The following is a 21,165-nucleotide window of genomic DNA, read 5'->3' as shown; positions in this document are numbered from 1 at the left end:
CCGGGTCAGCCGGGTCGGCCGGGCCGGCCGGGTCAGCCGGGTCGGCCGGGTCGGCCGGGCCGGCCGAGCCCGCTGCGGTCGAGTCCGCCGACCCGCAGGGTGAGATTGAGGCGGCCGGTCAGCCCGAGGGCCGGGGGCGCGGTGCCCGCGTACACCTTCGGCACCCCGTGGTAGGCGAGCCGCGACGGCCCGCCGAACACGAACAGATCCCCGCTGCGCAGCTCCACGTCACGGTACGGGCGGCCTCGCGAGGCCGTGTTGCCGAACCGGAAGACACAGGTGTCGCCGAGGCTGAGCGAGACGACCGGGGCGCCGGACTTCTCCTCGGCGTCCCGGTGCATGCCCATCCGGGCGCCGGCCTCGTAGAAGTTGACCAGCGCGATGTCGTACCGGGCCGGCTCCGCGCTGCTCCCCTCGTACGCCGCACCGACCGCGGCCCGGCCCAGTTCCGCCAGCCACCGGGGCATCGGCTTCACGGGGGCGCCGTCCCCGTCCACGGCGGTGGTCGCGTATCCGTACGGGTACCAGTGGAGCCCGAGGCACACCTGGCGGGCGGTCATGGTGCCGCCGCCGGAGGTCCGTACCGTACGCAGCCCGGCCGGCGGGCGCGCCCAGGCCCGGCAGGCCTCCACCAGCTCCCGCTGGCGGTCCGGCGCCAGCCAGTCGGGCACGTGCACCGCGCCCGGCGCGATCTCCGTACGCACCCGGGGGAACAGCTCGAACAATTCCTCGTCCACCCCTCCATGGTGCGTGACACACTGCCGCGCATGGAGATCTCCGAGTACCTGAAGACGCTGGAGCGGGACGGCGAGCTGCTGGCCGAGGCGGCCGAGCGGGCGGGGACGTCGGCCCCGGTCCCGACCTGCCCGGGGTGGCGGATGGCCGATCTGCTGCAGCACACCGGGGCGGTCCACCGGTGGGCGACGAGCTATGTCGCCGAGGGGCATGCGGAACCGATGCCGATCCCGGGCGGGCCGGAGTTCACCGGGGCGGAGCTGCTGGCCTGGTTCCGGGAGGGGCATGCGGATCTGGTGCGGGTGCTGTCCGAAGCCCCGGCGGACGTACAGTGCTGGAGCTTCCTGCCCACCGCCCCCACCCCGCTGGGCTTCTGGGCGCGCCGGCAGGCGCATGAGACGGCGATCCACCGCCTGGACGCGGAATCGGCGCTGGGGCACGGATTCGGGCCGGTGGAACCGGCGTTCGCGGAGGACGGCGTGGACGAGCTGCTGACCGGCTTCCATGCGCGCGGCCGGAGCCGGGTACGGACGCCCGAGCCGCGGCTGCTGCGGATCCGGGCCGCCGACACGGGCGCGGTGTGGTCGGTGCACCTGTCGGCCGAGCCGCCGCGCACGGTCCTGGACGATGCGGGCCGGGCCGACTGCGAGGTGACCGCCGAGGCGGCCTGGCTGTACGCGGCACTGTGGAACCGGATCCCCCTGGAGGGGCCCGCGGTGACGGGCGACCACGCCCTGGCCCGGCTCTGGAACGAGACCTCGGAGATCTGATGGGGCGCCGGAGCCAGGCCGACCGGGACGCCATCACCGTCGAGATCGGCTACGCCGTGTTCAGCGGGGCGTTTGCGGCGGCACTGGTGTTCGGCGCGGTGGCGGGGCCGGCGTTGCTGTTCGAGCTGCCGCACCGGTTGGAGCGGGTCCTGACGACGGCCGGCGGCGTCCTGGCGGCGGCGGTGTTCGCCCTGCGCGCCGCCCACCTGCTGTGGCGCTTCGCCCGCTGGCCGGAGAACGACGGCGGGTAGGCGGGGGCGCGGAGGCGGAGGAGGCGGCGCCGGAGGTCAGGGTGCCGGTACGGCCGGGAGGCCCACCTCGTGGGCGAGGCGGGTCGTGTTGTGGGTGAAGAAGCGGTCGCGTTCCGATGGTGCGACCACGCCCTGGAACTGGCCGAACAGTTCGAAGGAGATCAGGCCGACGAGCTGGGCGCAGGCCGCCACCAGGGCCGCCGTCACCTGGGGCGGCAGGCCGTGGGCGAAGGTCTCGGTCATCCGGGTGGCTTCGGCGCGGAGTTCTCCGGGCAGGGGCGGCAGGGCGAGGCCGGGGCCGGCGTGGGCCTCGCGGAGGATGGCGATGAGGGTGTTGGCGACCCGGGAGGCCGGGCCGACCGTGTCCTGAGGGGCGCTGTAGCCGGGGACCGGAGAGCCGTAGATGAGGGCGTACTCGTGCGGGTGGGCCAGCGCCCAGGTGCGGACGGACGCGCACACGGCGGTCCAGCGGTCGCGGGGGGCCGCCCCCGCGGTGTCGGCCAGGGCGGCCTCGGCCGCCGCGCCGACGCTGTCGTACGCATCGATGATCAGGGCGGTGAGCAGGTCGTCCCGGCTGGGGAAGTAGCGGTACAGGGCCGAGGAGACCATGCCGAGCTCGCGGGCGACCGCGCGCAGCGACAGTTTCGCGGCTCCCTCGTCGGCCAGCCGACGGCGCGCCTCGTCCTTGATGGCTGCGGTGACCTCGATTCGGGCCCGTTCCCGGGCGCCTCGCACGGTGTTCATACCGTTCAGTATGCCATGAAGAGAGAGCACTGCTCTTGAATTGATGCAGCGATCCGTGCACACTGATCTCAAGCGAGAGCACCGCTCTCCAAATGGATCAGCGATCACCGATCACCGATTTGGGAGAAGATCATGACTGCCGGCAGCCCGAACAGTTCGCACAGCTCGCACAGCCCGCACTACTACGCCAAGGCCAACCGGTTCGACCTCGGCCTCAACTCCCTCATCGGCAAGCTGGCCCGGCTCGGGATCAGCCTGGCCGGCAGCGCCGAGCTCTCCGTACGCGGCCGGTCCTCCGGGACCATGCAGCGCATCCCGGTCAACCCCTACGTCCACTCCGGCGCCCGGTACCTGGTCTCGGCGCGCGGCCACTCCCAGTGGGTCCGGAACATGCGGGTCGCCGGCGGCGGTGAGCTGCGGGTGGGCCGCAAGGTCCGCACCTTCACCGCCGTCGAGCTGACCGACCCCGCCGAGAAGGCCGTCGTCCTGCGCGGCTATCTGAAGAAGTGGGGCTGGGAGGTCAACCGGTTCTTCAAGGGGGTGACCGCGGACTCCTCCGACGCGGACCTGCTCGCCGCCACCCCCGACCACCCGGTCTTCCGCATCACGGTGTCGGACTGACCGGCCCCTGCCGCCGCCCTTCCTGCTCCCGCCCCGTGTCCTCGGGTCCGTCCTGGTCAGGCCCCTCCCGGCCCACCGTGGCCCGGGCGCCCTGCTCCGCGCGCGCCTGCCGTCCGTCCAGCAGCTGGAGCGCCTTGCGGGCCAGCGGGTACGTGCGCACCAGCTCGCCCAGCGTGGTGGAGCCCCGGGTGATCCGGGCGAAGGCCCGCCAGGCCGGCCGCAGACCGGTGATCACCGCGTGCAACAGCCCCGGCCGGGCCTCGAAGGCGGTCAGCATCCGCCGCCCGACCGCCATCTCCACACCCAGCCCGGCCTTGATCGCGAAGGCGTAGTTCAGGGCCTGCCGCCGGGCGTCCACCGCATCCTGCGCCTCGGCGATCCGTACGGCCCACTCCCCCGCCAGCCGCCCGGAGCGCAGCGCGAAGGAGATGCCCTCCCGGGTCCACGGCTCCAGCAGCCCCGCCGCGTCTCCCGCGACCAGGACCCGGCCGCGCGAAAGCGGCGAAGCCTCCGTCCGGCAGCGGGTCAGATGCCCCGAGGAGATGGCGGGCTCGAACCCCGCCAGCCCCAGCCGGGCGATGAAGTCCTCCAGATAGCGCTTGGTCGCGGCGCCGTCCCCGCGCGCCGAGATGACCCCCACCGTGAGGGTGTCGCCCTTGGGGAAGACCCATCCGTAACTGCCGGGCAGCGGGCCCCAGTCGATGAGGACCCGGCCCTTCCAGTCCGCGGCCACCGTCCGCGGAACCGGGATTTCCGCCTCCAGGCCGAGGTCCACCTGGCCCATCTCCACCCCGACATGGGCGCCGATCCGGCTCGCGCTGCCGTCCGCACCGACCACGGCCCGGGCCAGCACGGTCTCCCCGTCCGCGAGGACCACCGCGACCGTACGCCGGTCGGGAACGGTCGGGCCGTGCTGCTCGACCCGGGCCACCGCCGTGCCCGTCCGCACCCGGGCACCCGCCTTCTCGGCCGCCGCCACCAGCCCGGCGTCGAACTCCGGCCGGTTGACCAGTCCGAACAGCATGTGCTTGGAGCGGCGGGTGCGGGCCAGCCTGCCGTTCATGGAGAAGGTGACGGCATGCACCCGGTCCTGCAGGGGCAGCACGAACCCCGGCGGCAGCGAGTCCCGCGAGGGGCCGATGATGCCTCCTCCGCAGGTCTTGTAACGCGGCAGCTCGGCCTTCTCCAGCAGCAGCACCCGCCGCCCGGCGACGGCTGCCGCATGCGCCGCGGAGGCGCCGGCCGGACCGGCCCCGACCACCACGACGTCCCAGACCTCGACCTCACCGCTCCCTGCGGCGCCACCCCCGGCTGCGCTCCCGGTCCCGGCTGCGCTCCCGGTCCCCTCGTCCCCCGCCTGCCCTGCCCCGTCGCGTACGTCGTCGCTGCTCACGTGTGCTGCTGCTCCTGATCACCCGGTTGCTCCGATGCCGGGCAAATCCTACGGCGAGTCGCCGCTCCGTCCCGCTGTGCGAGGATCGGACGCGTCGTCCGCCGTACCCGGCTACGTATCACAACGTCGCACCCAAGAGGAGCGTGCCCATGTCGCCCAACCCGATCGCCGAGACCATCGCCTCGCTGATGCCCCGTGCCAAGTCGGAGCTGACGGAGCTGGTGGCCTTCCAGTCGGTGGCGGACTGGGCCCAGTTCCCGAAGAGCGAGAGCGAGGGCGCGGCGAACTGGGTGGCGGACGCGCTGCGCGCCGAGGGCTTCCAGGACGTGGCCCTGCTCGACACCCCGGACGACACCCAGTCCGTGTACGGTTTCCTGCCCGGACCGGCCGGGGCGCCGACCGTCCTGCTCTACGCGCACTACGACGTGCAGCCGCCGCTGGACGATGCCGCCTGGATCTCCCCGGCCTTCGAGCTGACCGAGCGGGACGGCCGCTGGTACGGCCGCGGCGCCGCGGACTGCAAGGGCGGGTTCATCATGCACCTGCTGGCGCTGCGGGCCCTGAAGGCCAACGGCGGGGTGCCGGTGAACATCAAGGTGATCGTGGAGGGTTCGGAGGAGCAGGGCACCGGCGGCCTCCAGCAGTACGCGCTGGCCCACCCGGAGCTGCTGACCGCCGACACCATCGTCATCGGCGACGCCGGCAACTTCCGTCTCGGCCTGCCCACGGTCACCGCGACCCTGCGCGGGATGTGCCTGCTGCGGGTGGAGATCGACACCCTGGGCGGGAACCTGCACTCCGGCATGTTCGGCGGGGCCGCCCCGGACGCGCTGGCCGCGCTGATCCGGCTACTGGACTCGCTGCGCGCGGCGGACGGTTCGACCACCGTGGACGGGCTCGCCTCGGATGCGGTCTGGGAGGGGCTCCAGTACCCGGAGGCCGACTTCCGGGCCGACGCGAAGGTGCTGGACGGGGTCGAGCTGATCGGCGCGGGCTCGATCGCGGACCGGCTGTGGTCCCGTCCCGCGGTCACCGTCCTGGGCATCGACTGCCCGCCGGTGGTCGGCGCCACCCCGTCGGTGCACGCGAGCGCGGGCGCGCTGATCAGCCTGCGGGTGCCGCCGGGCGTGGACACCTCGGAGGCCATCAAGCTGCTGGAGGCGCACCTGGTGGCGCACACCCCGTGGCAGGCGCGGCTGGAGGTGGAGGTGGTCGGCCAGGGGCAGCCGTTCAAGGCGGACACCGACAGCCCGGCGTACGCGTCGATGCGGGCCGCGCTGGAAGCCGCGTACCCGGGGCAGGAGATGCAGATCAGCGGGATGGGCGGATCAATTCCGCTGTGCAACACGCTGACCTCGCTCTACCCGCAGGCGGAGATGCTGCTGATCGGGCTGAGCGAGCCGGAGGCGCAGATCCACGCGGTGAACGAGAGCGTGTCGCCGGAGGAACTGGAGCGGCTGTCGGTGGCGGAGGCCCTGTTCCTCGTCAACTACGCGGAATCCAGCCGCCGGTAGGGTTCCCTGCACCGGCTTTGTACGCCCAGGGCGCACTGCGCTCTGGGCGTACTCCGCTCCCGGCGAAGTCATGTGCTGCGGGCGGGCGGCGGTGCGTACGTTCGCCGGTATGGATCTTGTAGAAGTGCTCCCGGACCGGCTCCACATGCTCCGCTTCCCGATCGGCCAGGCCTATCTCTGGCAGGACTCGGGGGCGCTGACCCTGATCGACTCCGGCAACGTCGGATCGGCCGCCGCCATCGAGGAGGCGATACGTTCCCTCGGCCTGCGGCCCGAGCGGCTGGAGCGGATCGTGCTGACCCACTGCCACCGCGACCACATCGGTGCGGCGGGCGAACTCGCGGCCCGCTGGAACGCCGAGGTGCTGGCGCACCGTCTGGACGCGCCCGTCATCCGGGGCGAGGCCCCGGTCCCCGAACCGGTCCTACTGGACTGGGAGGTCCCGCTGTACGCGCACGGTCTGACGGTGCCGGAGGCCCCGCCGACCCGGGTGGACCGCGAGCTGGAGGACGGCGAGGAACTCCCCTTCGGGGACGGCGCGTACGTGGTCCACGCGCCCGGCCACACCGAGGGCAGCATCGCCGTCCACCTGCCGGCGCACGGGGTGCTGTTCACCGGCGACTGTGTGGCGGGGGTGGGCCAGGTGATGCTGGGCGTCTTCAACGTCGACCGCGCCCGGGCCGTGGACACCTTCCGCCGCCTGGCCGCTCTGGCCCCCTCGGTGGCCTGCTTCGGCCATGGCGACCCGCTGACCTCGGAGACCGCCGCCACGCTGAAGGCGGCCTCCGACGCCACGGTGTGAGGGCAGGGCTCAGGGAACGGGGGTGCTCGACTCCAGATTGAGCACCGTGCCCCGTTCCCGGGCCCGCAGGGCCCAGTGCAGCCGGGCGTAGCGCTCGGGCGGCAGCAGTCCGGCCGCCTCCTCCTCGGTCACGAAGCGCCATTCCCGCAGCTCCGGCCCGGGCAGCCGGAGGGCGGCGATCGCCCGGTCCGGGAGCCGTCCACCGTCGAAGAGGAAGCGCAGGCCCCCGTACGCAGGATGCTTCGGCGGTTCCCAGTCGATCACGAGGAGTCCGGGCGCGCGGTCCAGTGCGACGCCGAGTTCCTCCTCGACCTCGCGGACCCCGGCCCGGGCGGGGGGCTCGCCGGCCTCGACGACTCCGCCGGGGAACTCCCAGTCCGGCTTGTACGTGGGATCGACGAGCAGCACCCGGTCCTGTGCGTCGAAGAGCAGCACCCCGGCCGCCACCGTCTCGCGGGTGGGTTCCGGGGTCTGCACGATCTCGCAGACGGCGGCGGTGTCCGTGCGGATCGCCTCGGCGATCCGCAGGGCCGTCTGCCGGGGGGTGAGGGTGCTGTTGTCGACCACGTACGCATCGGCGGTGAGCCAGTCCAGGGCCTCCCGGTACGGCGCCAGGTGCCTGTCGGGCCCGTCGGCCGCCCGCCCTGTCCGGTCGGTCTGGCCGTTCCGGCCGTTCCGGTCGCTCCGGCCGGCCTCCTCACGGCGGGCGATCCGCTCATGCAGGATCGTTTCCGCCGGGGCGAGCAGCACATGCCGGACCGGTATCCGCCGGGCCGCCAGCGCGCCGAAGATCTCGTCGCGGTGCTCCTGCCGCAGCAGGGTCATCGGGACCACCAGCACCCCGCCGACCTCCGCGAACAACGCCGCCGCCGTCTCCACCACGAGCCGCCGCCAACTGGGCAGGTCCTGATGGTCCGCCACCTCGTCGAGCCGTTTGCGCGGCAGCAGCGCGCGCAGTGCGTCGCCGATCAGCGCGGGGTCGTACAGGACGCTGTCCGGGACGATTCCGGTCAGTTCGCGAGCCGTGCTGGTCTTCCCGGCGCCGAAGGCGCCGTTGATCCAGACAATCACGATTACCCCTCTTCCGATGCCCCCAGTGGCTTGCCCGGAACACCCTGCCACGGAAACCCGATGACCGGCGGAGTGCTTATCCTCAAGGTCAGGGGCCGTCGCCGGCCCCGCCCGTCCCCGCCCGTCCCCGCCCGTCCCCGCTCTGCTCCCAGCCCTTCCCGGAGGTTCACACACCGTGCCGCACTCCCGCCGCCCGTCCGAGCCCCGTTACGGCAACCGGCCGACGATGAAGGACGTGGCGGCCCGCGCCGGGGTGGGCCTGAAGACGGTGTCCCGGGTGGTGAACGGCGAGCCGGGGGTGACCCCGGACACCGAGCGGCGCGTCCAAGAGGCCATCGACGCCCTCGGGTTCCGCCGCAACGACAGCGCGCGGGTGCTGCGCAAAGGGCGGACCGCCACCGTCGGCCTGGTCCTGGAGGACCTCGCGGACCCCTTCTACGGCCCGCTGAACCGGGCCGTGGAAGAGGTCGCGCGGGCGCACGGCGCGCTCCTGATCAACGGCTCCAGCGCCGAGGACCCGGACCGGGAAAGGGAGTTGGCCCTGGCGCTGTGCGCGCGCCGGGTGGACGGCCTGATCGTGATCCCGGCCGGCGAGGACCACCGCTATCTGGAACCGGAGATCCGGGCCGGGGTGGCCACCGTGTTCGTGGACCGCCCGGCGGGCCGGATCGACGCGGACGTGGTGCTTTCGGACAGCTTCGGCGGCGCCCGCGAGGGGGTGGCCCATCTGATCGCCCACGGCCACCGCCGGATCGGCTTCATCGGCGACCACCCCCGCATCCACACCGCCACCGAACGGCTGCGCGGCTACCGCGCGGCCATGGCCGGGGCCGGCCTGCCGGTGGACGAGTCCTGGGTCGCGCTCGGCTCCACCGCCGCCGACCGGGTCTCGGCGGCGGCGGTGGCCATGCTGGCCGGGCCGGACCCGGTGACCGCGGTGTTCGCGGGCAACAACCGGGTGACGGTGACGCTGGTCCGGGTGCTGGCCGCCGCCGGCCGGCCGGTCGCCCTCGTCGGCTTCGACGACTTCGAACTGGCCGACCTGCTGCGGCCGGGGGTCACCGTGGTCGCCCAGGACGCGGCGGCCCTGGGCCGGGTGGCCACGGACCGCCTCTTCCGCCGCCTGTCGGGCGCATCGCTGCCTCCCGAACGCATCGAACTCCCCACCCGGTTGATCCCCCGCGGCTCGGGCGAACTGCCGCCGGTGGTCTAACGGATCAGCCCGCGCAGTACGGGCACGCTGACGCCGGCGGCGGTCAGCCCGCCGAGTACCGACAGCGCGGCACCGCTGCCGCCGAGGAAGGTCAGGCCGCCGGCCACCAGGCCGATGAAGAGCGAGCCGAACAGGACGACGGCGGTGTGCAGGGTCAGGAAGGGCGGTTCCCCGCCCGGAGCTGTGGTCATGCCCTGATGACAACGCCGGCCGGGGTGGTACGGGGCATCCGCCGGACGAATCCGGATCATCCCCGGACACCACCGGACTCCGCCGGAATCCGCCGGAATCCGCCGGGCACCGGTCTCGTTCCGCCCTGTTCGGAATCGTCCGGCGGCGCGCCGTCACCGCCCCTAACCTGTGCGGTGATGAACACCGTGCCTGCATTCACCGAAGAACTCGCGGCGTTCGCGGCGGACTTGCGCAAACTGCGCCTGGACCGCGGCAATCGGTCGTACCGCGATCTGGCCGCGCGCGCGGCCAAGTCCGCCACGGGCATCCGGCTTCCGGTGTCCACCCAGAGCGACGCGTTCCGCGGAGAGCGGCTGCCGGGGCTGGACCGGCTCATGGGGCTCGTCCGGATCCTGCACTCCTACGACGAGTTCGGGCAGGAGCGCCCCATTCCGCCGCACAATTCGGCCGAGTTGGAGCCCTGGCGCCGCCGGTGGCGGGCGCTGGCCGCCCTCGAAGCCGAAACCACCCGGCGGGAGGCCCCGCCCACTGCCCCAACGGCTGTCACGCCCACTGCCCCGCCCGCTGCCACGCCTCCGGTTCCGTCCCCGCCGGCGACCGCGGCCGGCGAGGCCGAGTTCGCGATCGCCCACCGGCTCGTGGGCCACACCCGTCTGGTGTGGCGGCTCGCGTTCTCCCCCGACGGCCGCACGCTGGCGTCCGCGGGGAACGACGGGTCGGTACGGCTGTGGAACACGGCCGCCGGCCGGGCCGAGGGCGTACTGACGAGCGGCAACGAGACCACCGCGGTGCTCCACGTGGGATTCTCCCCGGACGGGGACCGGCTGGCTTCCCTCTCCGACGACGGCCGCCCGCACCTGTGGGACACCGGCACGCTCATGCCCGCTCCGCTTCGCGGGCAGGACCGCCGCCTGGCCGGCGGCCTGGCCTTCACCGAGAACGGCCGTCTGCTCGGTGCAGCCATGGAGTACCCGGACCTCTCGGTGGTGGACCTCTGCACCGATGTCCGGCGGGGCCCGGCCGGCGCCCGGTACAGCGGACGGGCCGACGCACTGGCCTTCTCCCCGGACGGCCGGCTGCTGGTGGTCGCCGCCGGGTTCGAGGACGTCCAGCAGTGGGACATCGCTTCCGGCGGTCCGGTCGGCGCGGCCCTGGCCGGTCACTCGGACAATGTGGAGGCCCTCGCCTACTCTCCCGACGGCCGCCTGCTGGCCACCGGGAGCCATGACACCACCGCCCGGCTGTGGCACGTCGCGACCGGCCGGCCCCTCGGGCCGCCGCTGGCCGGGCACGACGGCGCGGTGAACGCAGTGGCCTTCTCCCCGGACGGCCGGCTGCTCGCCACCGCCAGTGGAGACCGGACGGTGCGGCTGTGGGACACGTCCACCGGACTCCCGGCGGGCCCACCGCTGACCGGACACACCCTTGCCGTCAATGCCGTCGCCTTCTCCCCTGACGGCCGGCTGCTCGCCACCGCCGGCGACGACAGGACCGTCCTGCTGCACCGGCGCGGCCCGGTCGTCGAGCGCCCGGCGTCCCTGGCCTCGGCCGCCCTGTCGGCGGCCCTGCGCGACGGGCACGCCGTGGCCCTGCCGGCCGTGAGCAGCCGGACCGGGGCTCCGCTGCGCCGGCTGGTCTTCTCCCCGGACGGCGGCCGACTCCTCGTCCACACCGCGGACCGGACCGTGCTGACCCTGGACGCGGAGACCTGCGAGCCGCTGCCGGAGGTGCTGGCGGTGCCGGGATTCGACCCCTGGGGACTGGAGTTCCCCGAGGAGGGCGGCCCGGCGCGGCTGTGGACCGCGGGCACGGCCCGGCGGGACCCGATGGTCCATCCCGTGTCGCTGATGTCGAACGTCGCATTCCGGGCCGATGGCGTCCTGGTGGCCGTGGCCGGCCGGGACGGCGCGTGGACGACCGTCCGGACCAACGCCGCCCAGGAGCTGGCGGACGTCGCCCCCCAGCGGGTGTGGGGCGCGTCCCCCGTTGCCATGTCCGCCGACGGACGGCTGGCGGTCGGCACGGACCGGTCCGTGGCCCTGTGGGAGCTGGCCCTGCCGGCACCCGTCGAGTCCGCTCTGAGCGCCCACGACTCGGAGGTACGCACGATCGTCTTCTCCCCCGACGGCGGCCTGCTGGCCAGCGGCGACCTCGGCGGGGAGATCCGGCTGTGGGACCTCACCTCCCGGCCGACGCTCGGCCGGCAGCTCGTCGGGCACCGCGGCCCGGTGTACGGACTGACCTTCTCCCCCGACGGCAGGCTGCTGGCCAGTGCGGGCGCCGACGGCACCGCCCAACTGTGGGACGTCCGGACCGGCGGGCCCGCCGTCGCCCTGCCGTTGACCGGGCACACCTCCGCGGTGTGGGGCGTCGCCTTCTCCCCCGACGGGAGCCTGCTCGCCGCGTCAGGGGACGACGGCACCCTGCGGCGCTGGGTGCTGCCGGATCCGCAGACGGCGACGGCCCGGCCCCGCTGAGAACGGGGCCGGGCCGGTCACTCCGGCGGTCACACTCAGGCGGTCGCCGTCAGGGTGGCCGAACGGCGCGGGATCGCGAACGCGTCGAGCTCGGCGCGGCTCAGCCCGGTCAGGGCGGTGACCTCGTCGGAGCCGACCGCCCCGCAGTCCAGGCCGCGGACCAGGTAACCGGCCAGTGCCTTGGCGGTGGCGGGCTCGTCCATGACATCGCCCTCGATCTTGGCCACGTACGCCTTCAGGCGCGCGGCGGCGGCCTCGAGGCCCTCGCGGTAGAAGGTGAAGACGGCCGCGTAGCGGGTCGGCAGGTGGCCCGGGTGCATGTCCCAGCCCTGGTAGTAGGCGCGGGCCAGGGCGCGGCGGGTCAGGCCGTAGTGCAGCTTCCAGGCCTCGTGGACGTGCTCGGTGGTGCCGATCGGCAGGACGTTGGTCGAGCCGTCGGAGACCCGTACGCCGGTGCCCGCGGCGGCCACCTGCATGATCGCCTTGGCGTGGTCGGCGGCCGGGTGGTCGCTGGACTGGTAGGCGGCGGAGACGCCGACGCAGGCGCTGTAGTCGAAGGTGCCGTAGTGCAGGCCGGTGGCGCGGCCCTTGGCGGCGTCGATCATCCGGGCCACCGTCGCGGTGCCGTCGGAGGCGAGGATGGACTGGCTGGTCTCGATCTGGATCTCGAAGCCGATCCGGCCCGGGCGCAGGCCGCGGGTGGTCTCGAAGGCCTCCAGCAGCTTGACGAAGGCGGAGACCTGCTCGGCGTACGTCACCTTGGGGAGGGTCAGCACCAGGTTCTCCGGGAGGCCGCCGTGGGCGAGCAGGCCGGAGAGGAAGACGTCGGTGGTGCGCAGGCCGCGGTCGCGGACGTTGGACTCCATGCACTTCATGCGGATGCCCATGTACGGCGCGTTGGTGCCGTTGGAGTAGGCCTCCGAGACGAGGCGGGCGGCGCGGGCCGCGGCCTGGTCCTCCTCCTCGTCGGAGCGGACGCCGAAGCCGTCCTCGAAGTCGATGCGGAGGTCTTCGATGGGCTCGCTGGCGAGCTTGGCGCGGACCCGCTCGTAGACGGTCGCGGCGCGCGCGTCGTCGATGCCGAGCACCTTGCCGAAGGTGCCGGCGTCGGGGGCGTGCTCGTCCAGGGCGGCCAGGGCCTGGTCGCCCCAGCTGCGGATGGTGTCCGCGGCGAAGACGTCACCGGGAACGTAGACCGTGTGGATCGGCTGGCGGGTGCCGGGGTCGCCCGGGTACCGGCGCGCGAGTTCCGCGTCCACCGGGGCGAGGGAAGCGCTGATGCCCTCGCTGACCGCTCCTGCGAGGCTCGTCGCCACCTTCTCCTGCTGACCCATCCTGCACTCTCCTCTTTTCCGCTTCACGGAAGCATTGATCCGCATAGCAGAATTTAGTCAGGGCATTCCGCTCAGTCAATGCTTGCAGCAAACGGCCCGGGGCCGCGTGGTGAGCATCACCACGCGGCCCCGGGACCGACTGTCTGCGCAGGTCAGGCGATTAGCCCTTGCGCGCCTTGATCTCTTCGGTCAGCTGCGGGACGACCGCGAAGAGGTCGCCGACCACGCCGTAGTCGACCAGGTCGAAGATCGGGGCCTCGGCGTCCTTGTTGATGGCCACGATGGTCTTCGAGGTCTGCATGCCGGCCCGGTGCTGGATCGCGCCGGAGATGCCGGAGGCGATGTACAGCTGCGGGGAGACCGACTTGCCGGTCTGGCCGACCTGGTTGGAGTGCGGGTACCAGCCGGCGTCGACGGCGGCGCGGGAAGCGCCGACGGCGGCACCGAGGGAGTCCGCGAGGTCCTCGATGATGTGGAAGTTCTCGGCACCGTTGACGCCACGGCCGCCGGAGACCACGATCGCGGCCTCGGTCAGCTCGGGGCGGCCGGTCGACTCGCGCGGGGTGCGGGAGACGATCTTGGTGCCGGTGGCCAGGGCGCCGAAGGAGACGGCGAGCGCCTCGACGGCACCGGCGGCCGGGGCGGCCTCCACCGGAGCCGAGTTCGGCTTGACGGTGATGACCGGGGTGCCCTTGGAGACACGGGACTTGGTGGTGAACGACGCGGCGAAGGCGGACTGGGTCGCGACCGGGCCCTCGTCACCCGCCTCCAGGTCGATGGCGTCGGTGATGATGCCGGAGCCGATGCGGACGGCCAGACGGGCGGCGATCTCCTTGCCCTCGGCGGAGGACGGGACGAGTACGGCGGCCGGGGAAACAGCCTCGTACGCGGCCTGGAGCGCGTCCACCTTCGGGACGACGAGGTACTCGGCGAACTCGGGCGCGTCGGCGGTCAGGACCTTGACCGCGCCGTGCTCGGCGAGGGTCGCCGCGGTGGCCTCGGCGCCGGCGCCCAGGGCGACGGCGACGGGCTCGCCGATGCGGCGGGCGAGCGTCAGGAGCTCGAGGGTGGGCTTGCGGACGGCGCCGTCCACGTGGTCGACGTAGACGAGAACTTCAGCCATGGGACTGCTCTCCTGCGATTGCGAAGTATGAGGGGGCGGTGGTGGTGATGGCCGAAGCTCTTAGATGAACTTCTGGCCGGCCAGGAACTCGGCCAGCTGCTTGCCGCCCTCGCCCTCGTCCTTGACGATCGTGCCGGCGGTGCGGGCCGGACGCTGCGCCGCGGAGTCCACCGCGGTCCAGGCGCCCTCGAGGCCGACCTCGTCCGCCTCGATCTCCAGCTCCTCGAGGTCCCAGGACTCGACCGGCTTCTTCTTCGCGGCCATGATGCCCTTGAAGGACGGGTAGCGGGCCTCGCCCGACTGGTCCGTCACGGAGACCAGGGCCGGCAGGGACGCCTCGAGCTGCTCGCTCGCGGAGTCGCCGTCACGGCGGCCGGTCACGGTGCCGTCCTCGACCTTGACCTCGGAGAGCAGCGTGACCTGCGGGACGCCCAGACGCTCGGCCAGGATCGCCGGGAGGACACCCATGGTGCCGTCCGTCGAGGCCATACCGGTGATGACCAGGTCGTAGCCGGCCTTCTCGACGGCCTTGGCCAGCACCAGCGAGGTGCCCATGACGTCGGTGCCGTGCAGGTCGTCGTCCTCGACGTGGATGGCCTTGTCGGCGCCCATGGACAGCGCCTTGCGCAGGGCGTCCTTGGCGTCCTCCGGACCGACCGTCAGCACGGTGACCTCGGCGTCGTCGGCCTCTTCGGCGATCTGCAGCGCCTGCTCGACGGCGTACTCGTCGAGCTCCGACAGCAGGCCGTCGACGTCGTCGCGTTCCACGGTCAGGTCATCGGCGAAGTGCCGGTCGCCGGTGGCGTCGGGCACGTACTTCACACAGACAACGATCCTCAAGCTCACGCCGGCTCTCCTACTGCATCGTCTTTTCTGGCTGCTGCCTTGTGTGGGCAGCATAGGCGCCTTGTCGGCCGTCTCCCGGTCGGGGCGGTCCGCGCTCCGACCGAAATGTTACTCGTCAGTACAGCGTGCGTTTCGCCAGGTTGCAAGGTCGGTCGACTGTGACCTGGGCAACGGGACGATTCAGTCGCGCAAAGCGTTGAAGCGCCCCTGGTGATACAGCAGGGGACGCCCCTGACCTCGGCCTTCCCCCAGAGGATCCCCCGCAACCGCCTCCGCGATGACCACCCGGTGCTCCCCCGCCGGAACCCGGGCCACCACCCGGCACGCCAGCCAGGCCAACACCCCGTCCAGCAAAGGCACTCCGTGCGGCCCGGGCCGCCATGCGGTCTCCGGACCGAACCGGTCCGCTCCGCTACGGGCGAACAGTTGTGCCAGATCGCGCTGGTGCTCACCCAGTATGTGGACACCGAGGTACTCGGACCCGGCCAGCACGGGCCAGCTGGAGGAGCCGGTGCCGACCGAGAAGGACAGCAGCGGAGGATCGGCCGAGACCGAGTTCAGGGAGGTGGCGGTGAAGCCGACGGGCCGGTTGGCCGCATCGGCAGCCGTGATCACCGCTACGCCCGCGGCATGCTGCCGGAAGACCGAGCGGAGCAGCTCGGGCGAGCCCAGCTGGGTGGTGGCGAGCACGGACGGCGCCGTCATCTGAAAGTCCTTCTGTTCGTACCGCGTCCCGCCAGCCTGGCGATCACCGACAGGCGTCGTCAAGCGGCTGTTGCCAGATGTCAGGCGTGTCACTAGCGGCGCGGGCGCGTGCACCGGCGGTCGCGCATCGGAATTCACACGGCAGCCCCGAGGGCGGCGATCACATCGGCCTTGCGGGGCATGCCCACGGCCCGGCGGACGATCCGGCCGGCCGCGTCCAGCACCAGCACGGTCGGGGTCTGCTCGATCCCGAGGCTGCGGGTCAGGGCGAGCCGCTCCTCGGCGTCGATCTCGATGTGGGCCACGCCCTCGACCATGGCCGCGACCTCGGCGAGGATCCGCCGGGTGGCCACACAGGGCCGGCAGAAGGCACTGGAGAACTGGACCAGGGTGGCCCGCTCCCCCGGGGCCGCACCGAGGTCCCCCGCCCCCAGCCGCCGTCCGTCCCGCTCTGTTCCCACCTGCGCCGCCCTCCTTGCCGCCGGCCTGCTCGTACGGTGATCCGAGCGCCCCCGGTACGCGCCGCATTCCCGGCGTGACGAGAATCTCCCCTGGTACCGGCGCCGGGACTGGCCAGGCGGGCGCGTATGGGGCACGATCCCCATGCACGTAACCTACGTGTGCGTAACTTGTGATCCGGCGGCCGTCACGGCAGCCGCGGCCACACCACCCTCACAGCAGCACCTACAGCCGGGAGCACCTCCCACCTCCCCAGGCAGAAAGCGGGATGTCCCCACGATGGCTGAACTCGTCTACCCGCCGGTGATCGGCGCCGCGCACACCCTTTTCAAGGCGCTGGACATCCGGATCGACATGAAGGGCACCGAGAACATCCCGCGCAAGGGCGGGGCGGTGCTGGTCTCCAACCACATCGGGTACCTCGACTTCATCTTCGCGGGACTGACGGCGCGGCCGTCGAAGCGGCTGGTCCGCTTCATGGCGAAGGAGTCGGTGTTCCGGCACAAGGTCTCCGGTCCGCTGATGCGGGCGATGAAGCACATCCCGGTGGACCGCACCCAGGGCGAGGCCGCCTACCAGCAGGCGCTGACCGCCCTGCGCAACGGCGAGATCATCGGGGTGTTCCCGGAGGCGACCATCTCGCAGTCCTTCACCCTGAAGAGCTTCAAGTCGGGCGCGGCGCGGATGGCGCAGGAGGCGGGCGTGCCGCTGATTCCGGTGGCGCTGTGGGGCACCCAGCGGCTGTGGACCAAGGGCCGCCCCAAGGACCTCAAGCGCAGCCACATCCCGGTGACGATGCGGGTGGGCGAGCCCATCGAGGCACCGACCGACCAGTACGCCGGTGCCATCACCCGGCGTCTGCGCGAGCGGGTGCAGGAGCTGCTGGAAGCGGCCCAGCGCGCCTACCCGGCCCGGCCCAAGGGCACCGAGGACTCCTGGTGGCTGCCGGCCCACCTGGGCGGCACCGCGCCCACCCCCGCGCAGGTCAAGGAGGCGGGCGCGTCCTGAGCGCCGCCCAGGCCGGCTAGTTCGGGTTCTTGGCGTGGGTGAGGGTCTCCCAGGCCACGAAGTAGTTGTCGGCGCCGGCCGGGCGGCGGCTCTCGGTCAGCTGCCGGGTCTTCTCCATGGGGATGCCGAGCCGGTTGCCCAGGGCGTTGTAGCCGACCTCGGTGGTCGGCCCGAGGCTCCGGGTGACCGTGCCGCCGCACAGCCAGGAGGGCACGGCCTCGCCGAGCGCGTAGCGGGCGTGGAAGCCGAGCGCGTGCCGGAACCGGTCCTTGAGCTCGGGGTAGAGGTCGCGGCCCTGGATGCGTGAGGTCTCGGCGACGTGCAGGGCGGCGGCGATGCCCCATCCGGTGTGGCCGAAGTCCCGGCAGGTCTCCTGGGCGAGGCCGTCGACGAAGGTGTCCTGGCCGTGCCAGTACGTGATCAGCTCGCTCCTGGTGTCGATCGAGGAGCGCGGCGGGTATTTCGGCTGGGCACCGTCGGACTTCAGGTGGAGATAGGCGGGGAGCCGGCCGAGGTAGATGCCCATGGCCTTGTCGTAGCTCGCCTTGTCGTCGAGGTGGACGGAGATGCCGATGGCCGCGTCCATCATGATCAGTTCCCAGTTGCCGTTCTTGCGCGGCGCCCCGTTGACCACCTCGGGGAGATAGACGTTCCGCAGCATCGTGGCGAAGCGGCCCTGGTGGGGCCAGCCTCCGGTGTAGGTGTGTTTGATGAGCTCGGCGGCGCGCGGCCAGGTGGAGCCGGACCAGCCGCTCTGCAGCGGGGCGTTGCTGTTGGTGTGGTCCTTGATGACCCCCGACCACGCGTCCATCAGCTGGATGGACTTCTTGGCGTACTTGGCGTCGCGGGTGATGTACCAGGCGAGGGCCTGGGTGTAGGCGGCGACGGCGTCCTGGCGCTCGTCGGTACAGCCGTGGTTGGGGTTGGAGCTGGAGCCGCATTCGACGATCGCACGCGGTTTGGGCGTACGGGACAGTGAGGCGTACTCGCTGGCGAGCATCTGGTCGAACGCGGCTTTCCAGGGCTGCTCGCCGGCCTGCACCTTGGCACGTACGAAGTCCAGTTGGGCCCGGCTGCTGAGGACACCGGGGTGGGTGAACTGCGCGGGAGCGGCCTGGGCGGAGGGGGCGGCGATCGTGGGTGCGGGGACCAGGGTCGCTGCTAATCCGAGGGCCAGGGCGGCGAGCCCGGCCGGGGGTCCGAAACGCATGGGGGGGCCTTCCGGTAGGAGGGGTTCCGGCGGCCCGAAGATACTCATGCTCATGTCAACCTGACAACGTCAACCGACAAGAAAGTTTCCTATCACCTCCGGCCCTCAGGCCTCCCGCTTGCGGCGGCGGTGGGCCGCGACCCGCTCCCGGGTGGCACACCCGGTGGAGCAGTAACGGCGGGGGCTGCCGGGGCCGGTGCCGGTGAAGTAACGGCCACAGCCCGCCGCCGGACAGGCCCCCCAGGCCACCCGGCCATGGGCGGTGAGCAGCTGGGCGAGGGCGAGCGCCCCCGAGGCCAGGAACCAGCTGCCCCAGCCCGCGTCCTCCCGGTCCACATGCAGATGCCAGGGGTGGTCCTCGTGGCGGACCAGGCGCGGCCGGGCGCCGCAGTCCGCGAACACGGCATTGAGGGCCTCGGCGGCGAGGTCGGCGTCGGTCTCGGCGAGCACCTGGCCCATCCGGCGGGCGGCGTCCCGCAGTTCGGCGGCGTCGGCCGCGGAGAAGGCCGTCTCGGTGAGGTCGGCCGGCCGCTCGCCGTGCCGGGCGAGCAGGGCCGCAAGGGCCTCCCGGGGGGCCTGCGGGTCCGTGCGGACCGCTTCGGCGAGATCGATCAGCCGCTGCGCGGGGTGGAAACCGTTCACCCTCCGACTGTAACGTCTTACGCCATGAAGACGTTACGCATGGGCGGCGGGGACACCGAGGCCGGCTTCGGACGCTATCTGGCAGCCGCCCTGGCCGCGCGCTTCGCCTCGGAGGGGGTCGGCATCGCCCTGGTGCTGCTGGCCCTGGAGCGCACGGGTGACGCGGCGTACGGCGCCTTCGTACTGACCGCCTGGCTGGCGCCGAACGTCCTGGCCGCCCCGGTGGCGGGCGCGGCGGCGGCCCGGGTGCGGCGGCCACGCCTGTTCTACGTCGGCTCGCTGGCCGGATTCACCACCGCGGTGGCGACGCTGGCGGTGCTGCTGGGCCGGGCCCCGACCCCGGTGGTGCTGGCCGTGGCGGTGGCCGGCGGGTGCTGCGGCCCGATGGTGACCGGCGGGCTGTCCAGCCTGGTGGCCGGGCTGGTCCCGGCCGGGCCCGGGCGGGACCGCGCCTACGCCTGGGACGCCTCCACCTACAACGCGGCTGCGGTGACCGCGCCGGCGGCGGTGAGCCTGGTCGCGGCCACCGGTTCGCCGGGCCCGGCGATGGGGCTGCTGGCGGGCTCGGGCGCGCTGGCCGCCGTATGCGCCACCACCCTGCGGTACGCGAGGCCCGAGCGCCCGGAGCCGGGCGGGGCGGCGGCACCCGCCGGGCCGGGGCTCGGGGCCGGGCTGGTGGCCCTCTGGCGGGTCCCGGAGCTGCGGGCGATCACCGGTGCGACCACCCTCGCCTTCGTCGGGATCGGGGCCTTGACCACGACCTCGGTGCTGTTCGCGACGGAGCTGGGCAGCCCCGGCGCCGGCGGGGTCCTGATGACGGCCTTCGCCCTCGGCGCCCTGGCCGGCTCGCTCGGCATCGCGCGGCTGAGCGCGGTCCGGTCCCCGTTCGCCCCCGGGCTGCTGGCCCGCTGGGCCCTGGCGGGAACCGGGGTCGCGCTGGCCGGGGCGGCGTTCGCGCCCTCGCTGCCGGTGGCCGCGGTGGGCTTCGCCGTGGCCGGGGTGTGCGACGGGCCGCTGCTGACGGCCACCCTGCGAATCCGGGCCGGGTACGCCCCCGAGGCGGTGCGGACCCAGGTGTTCACCCTCGGCGCGGGGCTGAAGGTGACCGCGGCCTCGGCCGGCGCGGCCCTGGTGGGGCTCGCCGCAGGCGCGCCGCCCCAGGTGCTGGTGCTCGCCATCGCCGGGCTCCAGCTGGCCGCCGCGGCCCTGCATGTGTCGGTGCGGCCCGGGGCGGCCCGGACTGCGGGTGCCGCTAGGTCGTCTCTTTCGGATCTTGCCGGTTAAGCCCGCGTCGCCCGGTGTCGTGCATCGCAAGGCGGAGAGGCTCCCGATTACTGGACGTCCTCGGGTGCCTCGACAACGCGGCGAGGTGCGGTGCCGGGCGGCGCGGGTCTGGGGGCACCTCCCAGCGGTAGCTGGGGGAGCAAGATCCGGAAGAGACGGCCTACAGCCCCGTCGGAAGGTTCCGCCACAGCTCCGGCCGGTCAGCGGACTCCCGGAGCGCCTTGAGCACGGCCGGGTGCGGGGCCGCGTACAGCTCCGGGTAGTCGATCTCGCCGAGCTCCGGGCGTACGGGGAAGGCGAGTTGCTCGCGGTCGAGGGCGAACCGGGCGTCCACGCCGGGCTTGTTGCCCCGCGGGTCCTGCCGAGCCCAGCGGTCCTCGCCGGGCAGCAGCACCGCGACCAGCCCGTGCACCACCGCACCGGACCCGTCGTCCTCGGCCAGCCGCTGGTAGCAGAGCGCCGTGGGAATGCCCTTGGCCCGCAGCAGGGCGGCGAGCGCATGGGACTTGGCGTAGCAGATGCCATTGCGGGTGGCGAGCACGTCGGAGGCGCGCCAGCTGACCCTCGGGTCCCCGGAGTCGGCGGAGTGCGGGACGGTGTCCCGGACGAACTCAAAGGCCACCTTGGCGTATGAATATGCGTCGCCGGTCGTGGCCCAGAGGGCCTCGGCGGTCTCCTGGACCAACGGATGCCCATGGTCGACGGCTTCATTCGCCGCGAGGTAGGCGGACACATCGGAATGCTCCTGGATCAGTTCCATGATCCAGGAGC

The 21,165-nt window shown here is 73.0% G+C and carries 22 protein-coding genes; 9 read left to right on the top strand and 13 right to left on the bottom strand.

All coding sequences use genetic code 11. The features are described 5' to 3' along the window. Positions 1-32 precede the first annotated feature (32 nt). Complete coding sequence (locus DEJ50_RS30495; protein WP_150211281.1) at positions 33-737, bottom strand: alpha-ketoglutarate-dependent dioxygenase AlkB family protein; 705 nt, start codon at positions 735-737, stop codon at positions 33-35. 30 nt (positions 738-767) lie between these two features. Between DEJ50_RS30495 and DEJ50_RS30490 the strand changes: the two genes are divergently transcribed. Continuing rightward, positions 768-1,505, top strand: a complete 738-nt coding sequence (locus DEJ50_RS30490) for a maleylpyruvate isomerase family mycothiol-dependent enzyme (protein ID WP_150211280.1) — start codon at positions 768-770, stop codon at positions 1,503-1,505. Then, positions 1,505-1,756 (top strand): DUF6332 family protein, encoded by a 252-nt coding sequence (locus DEJ50_RS30485; protein WP_150211279.1) that lies wholly within the window; start codon positions 1,505-1,507, stop codon positions 1,754-1,756. Before DEJ50_RS30490 ends, DEJ50_RS30485 begins: the two co-directional genes overlap by 1 nt. A gap of 36 nt (positions 1,757-1,792) precedes the next feature. Here the strand turns inward: DEJ50_RS30485 and DEJ50_RS30480 are convergent, their stop codons facing one another. Continuing rightward, entirely contained in the window at positions 1,793-2,500 is a 708-nt protein-coding gene (locus DEJ50_RS30480) for a TetR/AcrR family transcriptional regulator (protein ID WP_150211278.1), read from the bottom strand. A gap of 132 nt (positions 2,501-2,632) precedes the next feature. On the opposite strand from DEJ50_RS30480, the gene DEJ50_RS30475 reads away from it, so the two are divergent. Continuing rightward, positions 2,633-3,121: a nitroreductase/quinone reductase family protein gene (locus tag DEJ50_RS30475; RefSeq protein WP_150211277.1), complete on the top strand. Its 489-nt coding sequence runs from the start codon at positions 2,633-2,635 to the stop codon at positions 3,119-3,121. On the opposite strand, the gene DEJ50_RS30470 is transcribed toward DEJ50_RS30475, so the two are convergent. Then, positions 3,105-4,385, bottom strand: a complete 1,281-nt coding sequence (locus tag DEJ50_RS30470) for a geranylgeranyl reductase family protein (protein ID WP_223838194.1) — start codon at positions 4,383-4,385, stop codon at positions 3,105-3,107. The two genes, DEJ50_RS30475 and DEJ50_RS30470, sit on opposite strands and share 17 nt — an antisense overlap. A gap of 278 nt (positions 4,386-4,663) precedes the next feature. On the opposite strand from DEJ50_RS30470, the gene DEJ50_RS30465 reads away from it, so the two are divergent. Both DEJ50_RS30465 and DEJ50_RS30460 read left to right on the top strand, forming a co-directional pair. Then, on the top strand, positions 4,664-6,028 hold the full coding sequence (locus tag DEJ50_RS30465) for a dipeptidase (RefSeq protein WP_150211275.1): 1,365 nt from the start codon (positions 4,664-4,666) through the stop codon (positions 6,026-6,028). Between the two features lie 109 nt (positions 6,029-6,137). After that, positions 6,138-6,830, top strand: coding sequence for an MBL fold metallo-hydrolase (locus tag DEJ50_RS30460; RefSeq protein WP_150211274.1), 693 nt, complete (start codon positions 6,138-6,140; stop codon positions 6,828-6,830). A 9-nt stretch (positions 6,831-6,839) separates the two neighbouring features. Here the strand turns inward: DEJ50_RS30460 and DEJ50_RS30455 are convergent, their stop codons facing one another. Then, entirely contained in the window at positions 6,840-7,901 is a 1,062-nt protein-coding gene (locus tag DEJ50_RS30455; protein WP_150211273.1) for an NUDIX hydrolase, read from the bottom strand. 226 nt (positions 7,902-8,127) lie between these two features. Here DEJ50_RS30455 and DEJ50_RS30450 point away from each other — a divergent pair, with 226 nt between their 5' ends. Next, positions 8,128-9,114, top strand: a complete 987-nt coding sequence (locus DEJ50_RS30450) for a LacI family DNA-binding transcriptional regulator (protein WP_223838192.1) — start codon at positions 8,128-8,130, stop codon at positions 9,112-9,114. On the opposite strand, the gene DEJ50_RS30445 is transcribed toward DEJ50_RS30450, so the two are convergent. Next, complete coding sequence (locus tag DEJ50_RS30445; protein ID WP_150211271.1) at positions 9,111-9,305, bottom strand: hypothetical protein; 195 nt, start codon at positions 9,303-9,305, stop codon at positions 9,111-9,113. The genes DEJ50_RS30450 and DEJ50_RS30445 overlap by 4 nt on opposite strands. Positions 9,306-9,482: 177 nt before the next feature. Between DEJ50_RS30445 and DEJ50_RS30440 the strand changes: the two genes are divergently transcribed. After that, positions 9,483-11,783 (top strand): WD40 repeat domain-containing protein, encoded by a 2,301-nt coding sequence (locus tag DEJ50_RS30440; RefSeq protein ID WP_190344782.1) that lies wholly within the window; start codon positions 9,483-9,485, stop codon positions 11,781-11,783. Positions 11,784-11,818: 35 nt separating this feature from the next. Here DEJ50_RS30440 and DEJ50_RS30435 read toward each other — a convergent pair whose 3' ends face one another. The 5 genes from DEJ50_RS30435 to DEJ50_RS30415 form a co-directional block, all read right to left on the bottom strand. Then, positions 11,819-13,117, bottom strand: coding sequence for a DUF6986 family protein (locus DEJ50_RS30435; RefSeq protein ID WP_150211269.1), 1,299 nt, complete (start codon positions 13,115-13,117; stop codon positions 11,819-11,821). Between the two features lie 160 nt (positions 13,118-13,277). After that, entirely contained in the window at positions 13,278-14,240 is a 963-nt protein-coding gene (locus tag DEJ50_RS30430) for an electron transfer flavoprotein subunit alpha/FixB family protein (RefSeq protein ID WP_150211268.1), read from the bottom strand. 60 nt (positions 14,241-14,300) lie between these two features. After that, complete coding sequence (locus DEJ50_RS30425; RefSeq protein ID WP_150211267.1) at positions 14,301-15,086, bottom strand: electron transfer flavoprotein subunit beta/FixA family protein; 786 nt, start codon at positions 15,084-15,086, stop codon at positions 14,301-14,303. A 180-nt stretch (positions 15,087-15,266) separates the two neighbouring features. Beyond that, a complete protein-coding gene (locus DEJ50_RS30420; protein ID WP_150211266.1) occupies positions 15,267-15,791 on the bottom strand; it encodes a flavin reductase family protein in 525 nt (174 codons plus the stop codon). A gap of 134 nt (positions 15,792-15,925) precedes the next feature. Further along, positions 15,926-16,252: a TlpA family protein disulfide reductase gene (locus tag DEJ50_RS30415; RefSeq protein ID WP_223837967.1), complete on the bottom strand. Its 327-nt coding sequence runs from the start codon at positions 16,250-16,252 to the stop codon at positions 15,926-15,928. Between the two features lie 277 nt (positions 16,253-16,529). Between DEJ50_RS30415 and DEJ50_RS30410 the strand changes: the two genes are divergently transcribed. Continuing rightward, on the top strand, positions 16,530-17,258 hold the full coding sequence (locus DEJ50_RS30410) for a lysophospholipid acyltransferase family protein (RefSeq protein ID WP_150211264.1): 729 nt from the start codon (positions 16,530-16,532) through the stop codon (positions 17,256-17,258). Positions 17,259-17,274: 16 nt separating this feature from the next. On the opposite strand, the gene DEJ50_RS30405 is transcribed toward DEJ50_RS30410, so the two are convergent. Next, on the bottom strand, positions 17,275-18,468 hold the full coding sequence (locus DEJ50_RS30405; protein WP_150211263.1) for an alginate lyase family protein: 1,194 nt from the start codon (positions 18,466-18,468) through the stop codon (positions 17,275-17,277). Between the two features lie 105 nt (positions 18,469-18,573). Beyond that, positions 18,574-19,110 carry a CGNR zinc finger domain-containing protein gene (locus DEJ50_RS30400; RefSeq protein WP_223837966.1) on the bottom strand — a complete coding sequence of 179 codons (537 nt, stop codon included), beginning with the start codon at positions 19,108-19,110 and terminating at the stop codon, positions 18,574-18,576. Between the two features lie 24 nt (positions 19,111-19,134). Here DEJ50_RS30400 and DEJ50_RS30395 point away from each other — a divergent pair, with 24 nt between their 5' ends. After that, positions 19,135-20,394 (top strand): MFS transporter, encoded by a 1,260-nt coding sequence (locus DEJ50_RS30395; protein ID WP_223837965.1) that lies wholly within the window; start codon positions 19,135-19,137, stop codon positions 20,392-20,394. A gap of 160 nt (positions 20,395-20,554) precedes the next feature. Here the strand turns inward: DEJ50_RS30395 and DEJ50_RS30390 are convergent, their stop codons facing one another. Further along, positions 20,555-21,154, bottom strand: a complete 600-nt coding sequence (locus DEJ50_RS30390) for a transglutaminase-like domain-containing protein (RefSeq protein WP_150211262.1) — start codon at positions 21,152-21,154, stop codon at positions 20,555-20,557. Positions 21,155-21,165: the final 11 nt, after the last annotated feature.

Source organism: Streptomyces venezuelae, from assembly GCF_008642295.1.
Lineage (GTDB): Bacteria > Actinomycetota > Actinomycetes > Streptomycetales > Streptomycetaceae > Streptomyces > Streptomyces venezuelae_C.
This window is presented reverse-complemented; position numbering and strand designations above follow the sequence as displayed.